Origin of the sequence: Chromohalobacter israelensis DSM 3043 (assembly GCF_000055785.1) — a bacterium.
Classification (GTDB): Bacteria; Pseudomonadota; Gammaproteobacteria; order Pseudomonadales; family Halomonadaceae; genus Chromohalobacter; species Chromohalobacter israelensis.
The window spans coordinates 1,725,814-1,740,606 of sequence record NC_007963.1 but is presented as its reverse complement, the minus strand read 5'-3'; the positions used below and the strand labels follow the sequence as shown (position 1 = coordinate 1,740,606).

Below are 14,793 nucleotides of genomic sequence, written 5' to 3'. Positions count from 1 at the left end.
CCCGCCTGGCCGAGCCGGTATGCTGATGCTTTCCGATGCAAACTCGAGGATGGCATGCGCACACGCTTGACTCTGGCCACCACCCTGGCGTTGCTGCTGACGGGCTGCCAGCACGCGGCGACCACGCCCGGCGCCATCCCGCTCGAAGACCCCATGGAAAACGCCCCACCGGTGGCTCGCGGCTTCGACGCCGAAGGGCTCTCGACACTGTTGCTGGCCGAAATAGCCGGCCAGCGTGGCGACTACCGCCGAGCGGCTCGGGGTTACCTGGAGGTCAATGAACGCTACGGCTCCGTCGCCCTGGCCGAACGCGCCACGCTCGCGGCGCGTTATGCCAATGACAGCGCCCTGCTGGAGCAGGCTGCGCTGCGCTGGCAACGGCTCGCCGACGATGCCACCACCCCGCACTACGTGCTGGCCAGCCTGGCGGTGCAACGCGGCGACTGGGAAACCGCTCTGGCGCAACGCCTGCGCATCGCCGCTCGGGAGCCCGACGCCGAACTCGCCGCCCTGGCAGAACTGGCCATCGAGGACGATGCCGATCTGGCACCGCTGATGGCAGACCTGCACGACTTCATCGACGAGCATCCCGACCATCTCGACGCTCAACTGGCCACGGCACAACTCGAGGCGGCGCAGGGCGACATCCAGACAGCCGACGCCCGGCTCGCGCGCCTGTCGGACAACGCCGACGCGCCTGCCGACGTATGGCTGACCCGCAGCACGATTGCCCTGCACCGTGGCGCATTGAGCGACGCACGTCGTTATGCCAGCCAGGGGCTGCGCCAGTTTCCCGACGACAGCCGCTTGCGCCTGACGCTGGTTCAGGCACGCCTGGCCGACGGCGAGATCGCCGCCGCCCACGACGATGTCGAACGCCTGCTGGCACGTCACGACGATACCGCCTCCTTGCGCCTGGCTCTCGCCCAGATGTATCTCGACGCCGCGCAACCCGATGGCGCACGGCGCCTTCTGCTGCCACTGCTCGACCGCGACGACACCCCGCCCGCCGCTTACCTGATGCTGGGCAGCATCGCCGAGCGCGCCGGCGAGACCGACAACGCGCTTCTTTATTACCGCCAGGTACCCAGCGGCGATGGCTTCATCGAAGCGCGCGCTCAGGCCGCCAGGATGCTGGTCGCCGACGACCGCCCCCAGGACGCCAGCGCCTTCCTGCGCATCGAGCGCCTCCGTCACCCCGATCAGCGCGTTCCCTTGTTGCGCCTCGAGCTGGACGTGCTCGATGCCCAGGGTCAGCAGGAACGCGCCGACCGTCTTCTCGACGAGGCCATCGCCAAGACGCCCGACGCCACCGAGCTTCGCTTTCAGCGCGCCATGCGCGCCTATCGCCAGGGCGACCTGCAGGCCATGGAGGCCGATCTGCGGGCAATCATCGAGCGTGAACCGGACAATGCCGAGGCACTCAATGCGCTCGGCTATACCCTGAGCAACGACATGGGGCGCCACCGCGACGCCCTGCCGCTCATCGAAAAGGCGCATCGCCTCGAGCCCGACAGCCCCGCGATCCTCGACAGCCTCGGCTGGGTCTACTTTCATCTCGGTCGTGCCGCCGACGCCCTGCCCTATCTGCGCGAGGCCTATCGCGGCCAGCCCGATCAGGAAATCGCCGCGCATCTCGCCGAGGTGCTCGCTGCTACCGGGCAACGCGATGACGCGCGCGACCTGATAGAGGAAGCACAGCGCCGTTTTTCTCCGCATCCGCTCATCGACGAGCTGTTGCGTCGCCAGCCTGAACTCGCGCCGGACGACACGGCACCGGATGCCGCCGATTCGCCTCACGACAAGGAAGCCGACTCATGAAGCACGTCTCGTCACCGCACCCTTGCGCCGCCATTGCCTCCGCCCGTGTCTGGCTGGGCCTCGTGCTCGTCGCCTTGCTGGCGGGCTGTGCCAGCCAGGCGCCCAGTCCCGATCAGTCGCGTGACCGCGGCGACTGGGAGGCGCAGATCGAGCGCCTGCAGACACTCGACGCCTGGAGTCTCGCGGGCAAGGTCGGGCTTCGTACCAATGAAGGTTCCGAAAGCGCCAATATCGACTGGCAACAGCGCCCGGACACGTACCGCATCCTGATCAGCGGCCCCTTCGGCGCCGGCCGCACCCTGCTCACGGGGCGCCCCGGCGCGGTGACGCTGACCAATGGTGAAGGACGTTTCGAGGCCGAGACACCGGAAGCCCTCATGGAGCAGCAACTGGGCTGGTCGCTGCCCATCTCGGCGCTCGACTACTGGGTACGCGGCCTTCCCGCCCCCGAGGGCGGCGAGCGCATCGAGCACGATGAACAAGGCTTCCCGCAGCAGTTGCGTCAGTTCGGATGGACGATCGAATATCGAGACTGGACACGCGCCGACACGCTGTGGATGCCGCGCCGGCTGGTCATGACCTACGGCGAGCTGCGCGCCACTCTGGTCGCCAACCAGTGGCAGCTGCTGAGCGATACATGATGCAACGCCTCAGCCTGCCGGCGCCCGCCAAGCTCAATCGCATGCTGCATATCGTGGGCCGCCGTGCCGACGGCTACCACGAGCTGCAGACACTGTTCCAGTTTCTCGACCGGAGCGACACGCTGCACTTCAGCCCCCGCGCTGACGGCGCCATTCACCTGGCCCCGGCCATCGCGGACGTCGATCACGACGCCAACCTCATCGTGCGCGCCGCCCGTCTGCTGCAGCACGCAAGCGGCACGCATCAGGGCGTGGACATTCACCTCGACAAACGGCTCCCCATGGGAGGCGGCCTGGGCGGCGGCAGCTCCGACGCGGCCACCACCCTGCTCGCGCTCGACCGCTTGTGGTCGCTCGACCTGGGGCTGCCCCGTCTCGCCGAGCTGGGTCTCACGCTCGGCGCCGACGTGCCGGTCTTCGTGCGCGGGCACAGCGCCTGGGCCGAAGGTATCGGCGAACGCCTTACGCCAGTGACGCTCGACACCCCCTGGTTCGTGGTCATACACCCGGGCGAGGAAATCGCCACGCCCGCCGTGTTCGGGCACCCCGAATTGACACGCGACACCCCGCCGATTAGTATGGCGCGCGCACTGCGAGGGGGAGCCGAACAGGGGCGCGCCTGGCGCAATGACTGCGAAGCCGTGGTGCGACGCCTCTCGCCGGACGTCGCACATGCGCTCGACTGGTTATCGGCCTTCGGTCCGGCCATGCTCACGGGAACGGGCAGTTGCCTTTTCTGTCCCTTGACGAGCGAACGGCAAGCCGATAGGATTTTGCGCCGTGTTGGCAGCCACTGGCATGCGTTCAAGGCACGCGGCTGCAACACTTCTCCCCTCCATGACGCTCTGGGCATTCACGACGAATGGTCACCCATGAGCCAATACGGGGACGCCTGAAATCGGCATCGTGTTCTATGTGGATAACGAAACGAGTCGATGGTTGCTGGGGTATAGCCAAGTGGTTAAGGCACCGGTTTCTGGTACCGGCATTCCCAGGTTCAAATCCTGGTACCCCAGCCAATTCTTCAGGGCGCCCGACGAATTCCACTCCGAGATCCTCCAAGACTCCAAAGGTGGCTGCGCGTGTCTAAATTGATGGTGTTCGCGGGAAATGCCAATCCCGAACTCGCCCGCAAGGTGGCCGAAAGCCTCGACAACCGGCTGGGCCATGCAACCGTCGGTCAATTCAGCGATGGTGAAATCGCGGTCGAGATCAACGAAAACGTTCGCGGCAAGGACGTCTTCGTACTGCAGTCCACCTGCGCACCGACCAACGACAACTTGATGGAACTGATTCTCATGGTGGATGCACTGCGTCGTGCCTCCGCCACGCGAATCACCGCCGTCGTGCCGTATTTCGGCTATGCTCGCCAGGACCGCCGCGTGCGCTCCGCGCGCGTCCCGATCTCGGCCAAGCTGGTCGCCGACATGATGGTCAAGGCCGGCGTCGACCGCGTCATGACCATGGACCTCCACGCCGATCAGATTCAGGGCTTTTTCGACGTGCCCGTCGACAACGTCTATGGATCGCCGATCCTGCTCGACGACATCGAGCGCCAGAATTACGACGATCTGGTGGTGGTCTCCCCCGACGTCGGCGGCGTGGTGCGTGCCCGCGCCATTGCCAAGCAGCTCAACGCCGACCTGGCGATCATCGACAAGCGTCGCCCGCAGGCCAACCAGGCCCAGGTCATGCACATCATCGGCGACATCCAGGACCGCACCTGCGTGGTGGTCGACGACATGGTCGATACCGCCGGCACGCTGTGCAAGGCCGCCGAAGCGCTCAAGGGTCATGGTGCGCGGCGTGTCGTGGCCTACGCCACGCACCCCATTCTCTCGGGCCCCGCCGTCGACAATATCGTCGGTTCGGTACTTGACGAACTCGTCGTGGCCGATACCATTCCGCTTTCCGAGACGGCGTCCCGCAGCGGTCGCATTCGCCAGCTCTCGGTCGCCGGTCTGATCGCGGAGGCCATCCGCCGCGTCAGCAACGAAGAATCCGTCAGTGCCATGTTCCACTGAGGCGATGCATCACTGAAAAGAGTGATGCGTCACCGGGAACATGCACGGATACGCGGGCCGCGAGGCCCTCACGGAAACGGCATCGCCTGGTCGCGGGCGGTGCCGATTTCCTTACATAACCTATGAGGTGACAATCAATGTCCCAATTCACTCTATCCGCCGAGGTTCGTCACGACCTGGGGAAAGGTGCGAGCCGCCGCCTGCGTCGTGAGAACAAGAAAGTCGCCGCCATCATCTACGGTGGCAGCAAGACGCCGCAACCGATCACCCTCGAAAAGTCCGCCTTCTACAAGGCCATCGAGGATGAAGCCTTCTTCTCGTCGGTGATCAACATCGACCTCGAAGGCCAGTCGGAACAGGTCATCATTCGCGACATCCAGCGCCACCCGTACAAGGCGCTGGTGACGCATGCCGACTTCATGCGAGTCGATGCCACGCACGAAATCACCATGAACGTCCCGCTTCACATCAACGGTGAAGAAGCCTGCAAGGGCGTCAAGGATGAAGACGGCGTGCTGCACGTGCTGGCCAACGACGTCGAGATCAGCTGCCTGCCCGGCAAGCTGCCCGAATACCTCGAAGTCGACGTCACCAACCTGGGTCTAGGCGAGACGCTGCACCTGTCCGACCTGCCGCTGCCGGAAGGCGTTTCCCTCGTGGCCTTGAGCCATGGCGAGGAACACGACTTCGGCGTGGTCAGCGTGACCCGTGCCGACACCGGCACCGAGGGTGACGAGGAAGGCGGCGAAGAAGCCACCGACGAAGACGGCGAGAAGTCCGAGTAATCGGTCTTCCCAGGTGCCCGCATGAGTGACGTCAAAGCGATTATCGGCCTGGGCAATCCAGGCACCGAATATGATGCCACGCGACACAATGCGGGCGCCTGGGTCGTCGAGGCCCTGGCGCGGGACAGCCTGACGCCGCTGCGTGCCGAGCGCAAGTTCCTTGGTCAGTACGCCAAGGTTCGCTACGCCGGTCACGACGTTCACTTGCTGGTGCCCAGCACCTACATGAACCGCAGCGGCAAGGCTGTCGCCGCGCTTTGTCAGTTCTTCAAGCTCACGCCCGACGAACTGCTCATCGCCCACGACGAGCTGGATATCGCTCCCGGCACGGCACGCTACAAGCACGGCGGTGGCCACGGCGGTCACAACGGCCTGCGCGATACCGTCAGCGCGCTGGGCAACGACAAGTCCTTCCATCGCTTGCGCATCGGCATCGGCCATCCCGGCTCGGCCAAGCAAGTGGTCAATTACGTTCTGGGACGCCCCGGCAAGGCGGAACGCGCCGCCATCGATGCCGCCATCGACGAATGCCTGCGGACCCTCCCCGACGTTCTCGACGGTAACTGGGCAGGCGCCATGAACCGCTTGCACAGCTTCAACGCCTGATCGCACCCGCCTTTCGCGGCGACCTCGTCTCGCCCATGGCCCAACGCCCGTCTGCCGGGTAGAATGCAGGCCACGTTCATCACGCCTTCTCGCATACGATTCAGGAAGATCCCATGGGTTTCAATTGCGGTATCGTCGGCCTTCCCAATGTCGGCAAATCCACGCTGTTCAATGCCTTGACCAAATCGGGAATCGACGCCGAAAACTTTCCTTTCTGCACCATCGAACCCAACGTGGGCATCGTGCCCATGCCGGACCCGCGTCTGGACAAGCTCGCGGCGATCGTCAAGCCGGAAAAGGTGATCCCGACGACCATGGAGTTCGTGGATATCGCCGGCCTGGTCGCCGGGGCATCCAAGGGGGAAGGCCTGGGCAACCAGTTCCTGGCCAATATCCGCGAAACCCAGGCGATCGCGCATGTCGTGCGCTGCTTCGACAATGACAACGTCATCCACGTCGCCAATCAGGTCGATCCGCGCGCCGATATCGAGACCATCAATCTGGAGCTTGCCCTGGCCGACCTGGATACCGTGGAACGCGCCATCCAGCGTCTGGCGCGCGTGGTCAAGGGCGGCGACAAGGACGCCATGGCCACCAAGGCCATTCTCGACCGCATCCAGCCGCACCTCGCCGAGGGCCAGCCGCTGCGCAGCTTCGGCCTCGACGCGGACGAGACGCGCCAGCTCAAGAGCTTCGGCTTCTTGACCCTGAAGCCCACCATGTACATCGCCAACGTCAACGAAGACGGGTTCGACAACAACCCCTACCTCGACGTGGTCAATGACATCGCGCGCGAGGAAGGCGCCGTGGTGGTCCCGGTGTGCAACCAGATCGAGGCCGAAATCGCCGAGCTCGACGAAGAAGAACGCAGCGTCTTCCTCGAGGAGATGGGCATGGAAGAGCCCGGCCTGGACCGCGTCATCCGCGCCGGCTATGACCTGCTCGGCCTGCAGACCTACTTCACCGCCGGCGTGAAGGAAGTCCGCGCCTGGACCGTCAAGCAAGGTGCCACCGCCCCGGAAGCCGCCGGCGCGATCCACACCGACTTCCAGAAGGGCTTCATTCGTGCCGAGGTGGTCGGCTACGAAGACTTCGTGGCCCTGGGGGGCGAGCAAGGCGCCAAGGACGCGGGCAAATGGCGTCTGGAAGGCAAGGATTACGTGGTCGCCGACGGCGATGTCGTGCACTTCCGTTTCAACGTCTAGGTGACGCCACGCGGCGGATCATGCGTTCGTGTCGACGATACAGTTGACACATCAGGGAGTTATGCGTAGTATACGCCCGCATTGAACGGCTACGTAGCTCAGTTGGTTAGAGCACATCACTCATAATGATGGGGTCCCCTGTTCGAGTCAGGGCGTAGCCACCAAGATACGAAAAAGCCCGTCGACACCTGTGTCGACGGGCTTTTTTCATCTGGAATGCCCGGCAAGACTGCCCCGGGCGCCCGTCCTCGGCCGGGCGCCGCTCTCTTCGGCTAGTCCAGCTCGGTGCGATTGACGAAGGCCGTCAGCGCGCGGATCAAGTAATCGGCATCGCGGCTGCCGGCGGTTTCGCGAATCGAGTGCATGCCCCACTGCGGGATACCCACATCCAGCGTCGGCACCCCGAGTTCGGTGGCGGTGATGGGCCCGATGGTGCTGCCGCAGCCCATGTCGGCACGCGTCACGAAGGTCTGCACGGGCGTTCCTGCCTCGCGACAGATATCCCGGAACATGGCCGCTGTCGCGCTGTTGGTGGCATAGCGCTGGTTGGCGTTCACCTTGATCACGGGCCCGCCATTGATCGCCGGGCCGTGGTGTTCGTCGTGTTTCTCGGGAAAGTTGGGGTGCACGGCATGGGCGTTGTCGCAGGAAATCATGCGCGAGCCCTGGATCAGACGCACCCAGCCGTCTTCGCCGCCCTCACCCAGTTGCGCATGCACGCGACGCAGCACGTCTCCCAGGAAGGGGCCCTGGGCGCCGCACGCACTGGCACTGCCCACTTCTTCGTGATCGTTGGCGACGAAGAGCGCCCCCTGTCGCCCGTCGCCGGCCAGCAAGGCCTCGATACCGGTGAAGCACGACAGCAGATTGTCGAGGCGCGCACTGGCGATCAGTTCCCCCTCGATCCCGACACGCGACGGCCGCTGCATGTCGTAAAGCGAGAGTTCGTAATCCAACAACTGAATGTTCTCCAGCCCATGCTGTTCGTACAGCCAGCGCTTGAGCCAGCGCTCGAGATCGGCTTCGCCACCGCCTTGCAGCACGACCGGCAGCATCTGCGTCTGGGCATTCAGGGCACGCCCGTTGTTGGCCTCGCGATCCAGGTGGATGGCCAGGCTGGGAATGATCGCGACGGGACGATCGACATGCAATAATACGCCCTGCAAGCGTCCATCCTCGCGTCGTACATGGATGCGCCCGGCCAGCCCCAGATCGCGGTCGAACCATGGTGCCAGCAGCGCACCGCCGTAGACCTCGACGCTCAACTGCAGCCAATCCTTCTTGGCCACCACGGGTTGGGGTTTCAACCGCAACCCCGGGCTGTCGGTATGCGCCCCGATCATGCGCAGCCCGCTCAAGGGGTCCGTCGGCACCTGCATGGCAATCAATGACGACGCGTTGCGCGTGACGTAGAAACGATCACCGGGCGCCAATTGCCACGCCTCGGTTTCCTCGAGTCGCCGATACCCTGCCTGTTCGAGCCGCCGAGCCATGTTGTCGACGGCATGCCAGGGTGTGGGCGAGCGCTCGAGAAAATGCAGTAAACGGTCAAGGGTGGGGGCGTGAGCCATGGCGTTCCTCGGAGAAGTGTCTGTGACGGATGATACAGACTGCTACAATGCCAGTCCGGTCTGAGAAAACTCAACTCAAAGAGCCGGCAATCTAGGGCCTGTTGACATTTCATGCACGGCCACGCCGGAGCCATGTTTTGTGCGGGGCAAGGCGTGAGGAGCGTAGTTTGGTCATTCCAAATGAACGACGAATAACGCAGCACCGTGCAAAAACTGGCCCGGCCTTTCGCGCTGAAACGTCAACAGGCCCTAGGAACGAACGAGAGTGTACATGAAACCGGGAGTGCTTGATTGATGAGCCTGTTTGCAGCCGCTCGGCGCGCGGCGATCTTGTCACTGTTGCTGGTGGTGTGTACCCCGGCCTTGGCCGAGGGCCCGACACCTACCGACGAACAGCGGCAAGCAGCGGCGGAAGTCGCTGAATCGCTGCGATATGGACATTACGCCGATATCAACCTGGATGATGAGTGGTCGTCGAGAGCGTTTCAGCGTTATCTCGATGTACTGGACCCACAACGCGCCTATTTGTTGTCGCGGGACGTCGACGACTTTCAGGACCTCGAGACCCGCTTCGACGAAGCGCTCGACAACGGTGAACTGGAGCGCGTCTACGAACTTTACGCCCGTTATCAGGAGCGCCTGGAAGCCCGCCTCGAATGGTTGATCGACCGTCTGGAAGACGGCATCGACTATGACTATCAAGGCAACGAGCGACTGGCGCTGGACCGCGAGAACGAAGCCTGGGCCAAGCACCAGGACGCGCTCGATCGGCTATGGGAAAAGCGCCTGAAGAATGCCGCCCTGACCCAGTCCCTGAGCGCCCCGGACGACGAAGACGATACGGACATCGCCGAGACACTGCGCGAGCGGTATGAAAATCAGTTGTCGCGCGTCGAGCAGACCAATGCCGAAGACGTGCTGGTGCTGTTCCTGAGCGCCGTCACCGGCACCATCGATCCGCACACCGAGTATCTGTCTCCGAGCCAGAGCGAATCGTTCGATATCCAGATGAAGCTCTCGCTGGAGGGCATCGGGGCCCTGCTGCAAAGCGAAGGCGAGTACGTCAAGGTTTCCAGCCTGGTGCCGGGCGGCCCCGCGGACAAGAGCGACGCCCTGCAGCCCGCGGACCGTATCGTCGCGGTCGGTCAAGGCGAGGACGGCGAAATGGTCAATGTCGTGGGCATGCGCCTCGACGAAGTTGTCGACCTGATCCGCGGTCCCAAGGGCTCCACCGTGCGCCTCGACGTCATTCCCGCCAAGGCCGTGGACGTGACGCGTACGCATACCGTGCGTATCACGCGTGACACCGTCAAACTGGAGGACCAGGCCGCCAGCAGCGAGGTCGTGACCGTGACCCGCGACGGCGAGGAGCACAAGATCGGCGTCATCGACGTCCCCACCTTCTACGTCGACTTCGATGCCTGGCAGGCCGGCGACAGCGACTACCGCAGCAGCACGCGGGACGTCGCCAAGGAAATCGACAAGCTCAAGGCGGAGAACGTCGAAGGCATCGTGCTGGATCTGCGCAACAACGGCGGCGGCGCCTTGCAGGAAGCCAATTCCCTGGTCGGCCTGTTCATCGATCGCGGTCCCACGGTACAGGTTCGCGACGCCCGTGGCCGCATCAACCTGTATGGCGACTCGGACAGCGGCACGCATTACGACGGGCCGCTCAGCGTCCTGGTCAATCGGCTATCGGCTTCCGCTTCGGAAATCTTCGCCGGCGCGATCCAGGATTACGGTCGCGGCCTTGTCGTGGGCAGCCAGACCTTCGGCAAGGGTACCGTGCAGACGCTCAATGACCTCAGCCACGGTCAGATCAAGCTGACCCGCGCCAAGTTCTACCGTATCACCGGCGAAAGCACTCAGCTGCGCGGCGTCGAACCCGACATCGCCTTCCCCAGCCTGATCGGCAAGGACGACATCGGGGAAAGCGCGCTCGACAACGCCCTGCCCTGGGATCAGGTGCGCGCCGTGCAATACCGTCAGTACGGCACGCCCCAGCGCTATCTCGCCACCCTGCGTGACAAGCACGAGGCGCGCGTTCAGCAGAACCCCAACTTCGTCTATCTCGAGCGTGAAGCCAGGCTCGCCAAGCGCCTTCAGGAACAGCAGACCAGCATCAGCCTGAACCGGGAACAGCGCCAACGCGAGATGGAAGCCCAGGAAGCCGAGCAGTTGTCGTTGGAAAATCAGCGCCGGCGGGCGCTGGGCCTCGAACCGCTGGACGAGTGGATCGATGCCCGCGAAAGTGCCGAGGCGTCTTCGTCGGAGGATGCTCCGGAGTCGGATGACGCGTCAGCAGAAGACGACGAACCGGTCGACCGCGCCCAGGTCGTCGAGGCAGCGGAGATCCTGCTGGATTATGCCCACCTGCAGGACGCGGCCTGACCCGCCTGGTTCGGTCCGGCCGCCAGCGCGCGGACGCCCGAACCTGTTTCAGAACCTATTTCAGAACCTATTTCAGAACCTGTCTCATCGTACTCTCCTGCCGCCGGCGCTCGCCGGCGGCATTTTTTTGAACAGGCCCTTCCCGGGCTTGGCCTGGGGCCTCGATTCCAGTTAAATAAGAAAAACCTAATTACTGGATATCTCGACATGTCGCGACGACCTGTGTGGATTGACGGTTCAGACATGCGTCCTGCGCCACTGCGAACCGCAGCCTGGCTGAGAGCGTGCCTGCTGGTCGGCCTGAGCACCCTCGCCATGCCCGGCTGGGCGAGCGCGCCACCCTGCCCCCAGATGACGCCCGAGGCCATGCAGAACGACTACCAGGCCCTCGACGCTCGGATCGCACGCTGGGATCGCGCCTACTACCGACAGGGACAGCGCCTGGTCGACGACGGCACCTACGACAGCGCCAAACGCCGGCTCGCGCACTGGGCGGAGTGCTTCCCCTTGCTCGCGAAGCCATCTGTCAACACGCACGAACCCACGGGGGCGAAGCATCATCCGGTCGCACAGACCGGTATCGCCAAACTGCCCGACCGCGACGCCGTTGCCGGCTGGGTCGCACGTCAGGGCGATCACCCGCTGTGGGTGCAACCCAAGGTCGACGGCGTCGCCGTGACTCTGGTCTATCGGCATGGCCGGCTTGCAGCTGCCATCAGCCGCGGCGATGGCGTCTCTGGCCAGGATTGGTACACCAAGGCGCTGCATATCGCGGCGATTCCCTCGCACCTGCCGGCAGATGCCCCGCCGCTGGTCATACTGCAAGGCGAGCTCTACGCCAGACGCACGGCACACCGACAATCGCGCGACGGCACCGACGGTGCACGCGCGCGAATCGCCGGCCTGATGGCACGCGACACCTTGACGGATCGTGAAGGCAGCACGATCGGCCTGTTCGTCTGGGCGTGGCCCAACGGACCCGACACCATGCCCGAACGCCTGGAGACGCTGGCTGGCTGGGGATTCGGCGACGTCGCCGAGATGACGCATGGGGTCGCCACGGCGGAAGATATCGCCGCCTGGCGCCAACGCTGGTACCGCCATGCCCTGCCCTTCGCGACCGATGGCGTCGTCGTCAAGCGCGGAGACCGGCCGCCGGGAAGCGACTGGCAGGCCTCGCCGCCGGACTGGGCAATGGCTTGGAAGTACCCTGCGCGCGAGGCGCTCGCGCGTGTCGATGCACTCGAATTCTCGGTCGGTCGCACCGGGCGCATCGCGGTCGTCGCCGAGCTGGAACCGGTCCTTCTGGGGGACAAGCGCGTGACCCGCGTCAGCCTCGGGTCCCTGGCGCACTGGCGACGCACGGACGTCCGCCCCGGCGATCAAGTACGCTTGCGCCTGGCCGGGCTCACCATCCCGCAACTGCAGGAGGTCGTGGTCCGTACTCGGCCGCGACCGCAGGTCGACGCTCCCGAGGCAGACCAATACGATCGCCTTTCCTGCCTGCGGTTCACGCCCGCATGTCGCGATCAATTCCTCGCGCGTCTCGAGTGGCTGGGCAGCGACGAGGGGCTGGACTTTCCCGGCATCGGTCCCGCGACATGGAATCAGCTGGTGGATGCCGGCCTGGTCAAGGGGCTTCTGGACTGGCGAACGCTCGATACCGCAGCCCTTGAAGCCTTGCCCGGCGTAGGCAAGAAGACCGCCCGGGCCTGGCAGCGGCATTTCGCCCTCGCCGACACGCGCTCTGCGGTGCGCTGGTTACGTGCCCTGGGCGTTCCCGCCGTGCCTCGACAGGCACTGACCGATGCCCTCGAGCGATACGGCATGGCCGGACTCGGCACTCTCGCGCCACCGGACTGGCGTGACTACTCAGGGATCGGCGAAACACGTGCCATGCAGCTGACGCGTTTTTTTCGAGACACGGACATTCGGCACTGGCTGGCGTCACTGGAAAGCACGAGAGCGCTTCAGAAACAACACGGGACAAACACGAGGAACGAGCAGAAAGGGGACGTACGGAGGGTCGATGTCAAGCAGGACAATGGTACCACTTGGCTCCCCGAGCAGGACTCGAACCTGCGACCCAATGATTAACAGTCATTTGCTCTACCAACTGAGCTATCGGGGAACATTCGTGATGTAACTCGGCGGGAAGTTGGCTCCCCGAGCAGGACTCGAACCTGCGACCCAATGATTAACAGTCATTTGCTCTACCAACTGAGCTATCGGGGATCGCCGAGTGCGCGATCCGGTTTGGCTCCCCGAGCAGGACTCGAACCTGCGACCCAATGATTAACAGTCATTTGCTCTACCAACTGAGCTATCGGGGAACGATGCCGGAGCACGCGGCGTAGTATACGGATTCGATCGCCAGCGTCAAGGCTGAAAGTGAATTCCTTCCCGGAAAAGACGCCGCAAGCCTCGCATAATCCCGTTGCGAAACAATGGTCTGCACATGCGTCATGCACGACGAAGACAGTCGAGGAGTGCCATCCAGGGACGCAATCGAGAGGAATGCGGAACGACGCCTGACGGAAAATGACACCGGGGAGGAAAACCGCGAAAGGAAGGAAGTGGTGGCTACGCCCTGACTCGAACAGGGGACCCCATCATTATGAGTGATGTGCTCTAACCAACTGAGCTACGTAGCCACGTGTCGCTGCGCTAAACGGCTTCGCGACGGGAGCGAATTATGCACATGGGCTTGCCCGTTGGCAAGCCCATGGCAATGGGCGAGACGCCTCGATCAGCTGTCGATGTCCAGCGCTTTCTTCACGGCCGCCAGCCCGGGCTCGCCTTCGACGGTGGTCACGCCCTGGAGCCACTCATCGAGGACGGACGGGTTGTTCTGCAGCCAGGTGCGCGCCGCATCGCGCGGATCCTCGCCGTCGTCCATGATGGCGCCCATGATCTCGTTTTCCATGGACAGCGTGAAGCTCAGGTTGTTGAGCAGCTCGCCCACGTTACCGCAGGCCTCTGCGTACCCGGCACGCGTGTTGGTATACACGGTCGCGCCGCCGAGGTTGGGACCGAAGTAGTCATCGGCGCCTTCCAGATAGGCCATTTCGTAGTTGGTGTTCATCGGGTGCGGCTCCCACCCCAGGAACACCATCCATTCCTCGCTCTGGGTGCGGGAGTTGAGTTCGGCGAGCATGCCCGATTCGGACGAGTCGATCAGGCTCCAGTCGCCCAGCCCGAAGGCATCGTCATCGATCATCTGCTGGATGATCTGATTGCCGTCGTTGCCCGCTTCGATGCCGTACAGGCGGCTATCGAACTTGTCCGCATGCGCGTCCAGGTCTTCGACCGAGGTCACGCCGGCATCGTAGACGTACTGCGGCACCGCCAGGGTGTACTTGGCCCCCTCCAGGTTGGCGCCGAGACGATCCACCTGTCCCTTGTCGATATACTCGTCGCTGATCGAGGCCATCGACGGCATCCAGTTGCCCAGGAACACGTCGAAGTCGCCGTTCTTCATCCCGGCGTAGGCCACCGGCACGGAGACGGTGTTGGACGTCGTCTCGTAACCGAGGCCCTCGAGCACCTCACGGGTCAAGGCGGTGGTGGCGGTGATGTCGGTCCAGCCGACTTCGGCGAAGCGTACCGGCTGGCAGCTTTCCGGCGTATTTGCCATGGCCAGGGGTGAAAGCAATGTAGTGGCGCCCAGCAGCGCGATCAAAGACGTCTTGTTAGACATGCGATTCTCCCTTGCGTTGATGTTGATATAGTCATTGAATGACGATTCA

The 14,793-nt window shown here is 64.0% G+C and carries 11 protein-coding genes and 6 tRNA genes; 11 read left to right on the top strand and 6 right to left on the bottom strand.

Going from position 1 to position 14,793, the window contains the following annotated elements; genetic code table 11:
- The first annotated feature begins 54 nt into the window (after positions 1-54).
- The 9 genes from CSAL_RS07780 to CSAL_RS07740 all read left to right on the top strand — a co-directional run bounded on the left by CSAL_RS07780 (position 55) and on the right by CSAL_RS07740 (position 7,246).
- Entirely contained in the window at positions 55-1,821 is a 1,767-nt protein-coding gene (locus CSAL_RS07780; protein WP_148266812.1) for a tetratricopeptide repeat protein, read from the top strand.
- A complete protein-coding gene (gene lolB, locus CSAL_RS07775; protein ID WP_011506825.1) occupies positions 1,818-2,462 on the top strand; it encodes a lipoprotein insertase outer membrane protein LolB in 645 nt (214 codons plus the stop codon). Before CSAL_RS07780 ends, lolB begins: the two co-directional genes overlap by 4 nt.
- Positions 2,462-3,358, top strand: coding sequence for a 4-(cytidine 5'-diphospho)-2-C-methyl-D-erythritol kinase (gene ispE / locus CSAL_RS07770; protein ID WP_011506824.1), 897 nt, complete (start codon positions 2,462-2,464; stop codon positions 3,356-3,358). The genes lolB and ispE overlap by 1 nt, the downstream gene beginning before the upstream one ends.
- Before the next feature lie 47 nt (positions 3,359-3,405).
- Positions 3,406-3,481: transfer RNA gene (locus CSAL_RS07765), tRNA-Gln, on the top strand.
- A gap of 63 nt (positions 3,482-3,544) precedes the next feature.
- Positions 3,545-4,486 carry a ribose-phosphate pyrophosphokinase gene (locus CSAL_RS07760; RefSeq protein ID WP_011506823.1) on the top strand — a complete coding sequence of 314 codons (942 nt, stop codon included), beginning with the start codon at positions 3,545-3,547 and terminating at the stop codon, positions 4,484-4,486.
- Positions 4,487-4,623: 137 nt separating this feature from the next.
- The gene (locus CSAL_RS07755; protein ID WP_011506822.1) at positions 4,624-5,271 is read left to right on the top strand and encodes a 50S ribosomal protein L25/general stress protein Ctc; all 648 of its coding nucleotides are present in this window, start codon (positions 4,624-4,626) and stop codon (positions 5,269-5,271) included.
- Between the two features lie 21 nt (positions 5,272-5,292).
- A complete protein-coding gene (gene pth, locus CSAL_RS07750) occupies positions 5,293-5,877 on the top strand; it encodes an aminoacyl-tRNA hydrolase (RefSeq protein WP_011506821.1) in 585 nt (194 codons plus the stop codon).
- A 113-nt stretch (positions 5,878-5,990) separates the two neighbouring features.
- Complete coding sequence (gene ychF, locus CSAL_RS07745; RefSeq protein ID WP_011506820.1) at positions 5,991-7,082, top strand: redox-regulated ATPase YchF; 1,092 nt, start codon at positions 5,991-5,993, stop codon at positions 7,080-7,082.
- A gap of 87 nt (positions 7,083-7,169) precedes the next feature.
- A tRNA-Met gene (locus tag CSAL_RS07740) sits at positions 7,170-7,246 on the top strand.
- A gap of 108 nt (positions 7,247-7,354) precedes the next feature.
- Here CSAL_RS07740 and CSAL_RS07735 read toward each other — a convergent pair.
- The gene (locus CSAL_RS07735) at positions 7,355-8,653 is read right to left on the bottom strand and encodes a M18 family aminopeptidase (protein ID WP_011506819.1); all 1,299 of its coding nucleotides are present in this window, start codon (positions 8,651-8,653) and stop codon (positions 7,355-7,357) included.
- Positions 8,654-8,947: 294 nt separating this feature from the next.
- Between CSAL_RS07735 and CSAL_RS07730 the strand changes: the two genes are divergently transcribed.
- Positions 8,948-11,044 carry a carboxy terminal-processing peptidase gene (locus CSAL_RS07730; RefSeq protein ID WP_011506818.1) on the top strand — a complete coding sequence of 699 codons (2,097 nt, stop codon included), beginning with the start codon at positions 8,948-8,950 and terminating at the stop codon, positions 11,042-11,044.
- 207 nt (positions 11,045-11,251) lie between these two features.
- Complete coding sequence (gene ligB / locus CSAL_RS17205) at positions 11,252-13,141, top strand: NAD-dependent DNA ligase LigB (RefSeq protein ID WP_011506817.1); 1,890 nt, start codon at positions 11,252-11,254, stop codon at positions 13,139-13,141.
- Here ligB and CSAL_RS07720 read toward each other — a convergent pair.
- The 5 genes from CSAL_RS07720 to CSAL_RS07700 form a co-directional block, all read right to left on the bottom strand.
- A tRNA-Asn gene (locus CSAL_RS07720) sits at positions 13,100-13,175 on the bottom strand. The genes ligB and CSAL_RS07720 overlap by 42 nt on opposite strands.
- A gap of 28 nt (positions 13,176-13,203) precedes the next feature.
- Positions 13,204-13,279 (bottom strand) — tRNA-Asn (locus CSAL_RS07715).
- 22 nt (positions 13,280-13,301) lie between these two features.
- Positions 13,302-13,377 (bottom strand) — tRNA-Asn (locus tag CSAL_RS07710).
- Positions 13,378-13,621: 244 nt separating this feature from the next.
- A tRNA-Met gene (locus CSAL_RS07705) sits at positions 13,622-13,698 on the bottom strand.
- A 95-nt stretch (positions 13,699-13,793) separates the two neighbouring features.
- Positions 13,794-14,744: a choline ABC transporter substrate-binding protein gene (locus CSAL_RS07700; RefSeq protein ID WP_011506816.1), complete on the bottom strand. Its 951-nt coding sequence runs from the start codon at positions 14,742-14,744 to the stop codon at positions 13,794-13,796.
- Positions 14,745-14,793: the final 49 nt, after the last annotated feature.

Bases quoted from the DNA above. Each gene is read 5' to 3' on its own strand.
- CSAL_RS07780 (WP_148266812.1), top strand. From the start codon at position 55: ATGCGCACACGCTTGACTCTGGCCACCACCCTGGCGTTGCTGCTGACG.
- lolB (WP_011506825.1), top strand. From the start codon at position 1,818: ATGAAGCACGTCTCGTCACCGCACCCTTGCGCCGCCATTGCCTCCGCC.
- ispE (WP_011506824.1), top strand. From the start codon at position 2,462: ATGCAACGCCTCAGCCTGCCGGCGCCCGCCAAGCTCAATCGCATGCTG.
- CSAL_RS07755 (WP_011506822.1), top strand. From the start codon at position 4,624: ATGTCCCAATTCACTCTATCCGCCGAGGTTCGTCACGACCTGGGGAAA.
- pth (WP_011506821.1), top strand. From the start codon at position 5,293: ATGAGTGACGTCAAAGCGATTATCGGCCTGGGCAATCCAGGCACCGAA.
- ychF (WP_011506820.1), top strand. From the start codon at position 5,991: ATGGGTTTCAATTGCGGTATCGTCGGCCTTCCCAATGTCGGCAAATCC.
- CSAL_RS07735 (WP_011506819.1), bottom strand. From the start codon at position 8,653: ATGGCTCACGCCCCCACCCTTGACCGTTTACTGCATTTTCTCGAGCGC.
- CSAL_RS07730 (WP_011506818.1), top strand. From the start codon at position 8,948: ATGAGCCTGTTTGCAGCCGCTCGGCGCGCGGCGATCTTGTCACTGTTG.
- ligB (WP_011506817.1), top strand. From the start codon at position 11,252: ATGTCGCGACGACCTGTGTGGATTGACGGTTCAGACATGCGTCCTGCG.
- CSAL_RS07700 (WP_011506816.1), bottom strand. From the start codon at position 14,744: ATGTCTAACAAGACGTCTTTGATCGCGCTGCTGGGCGCCACTACATTG.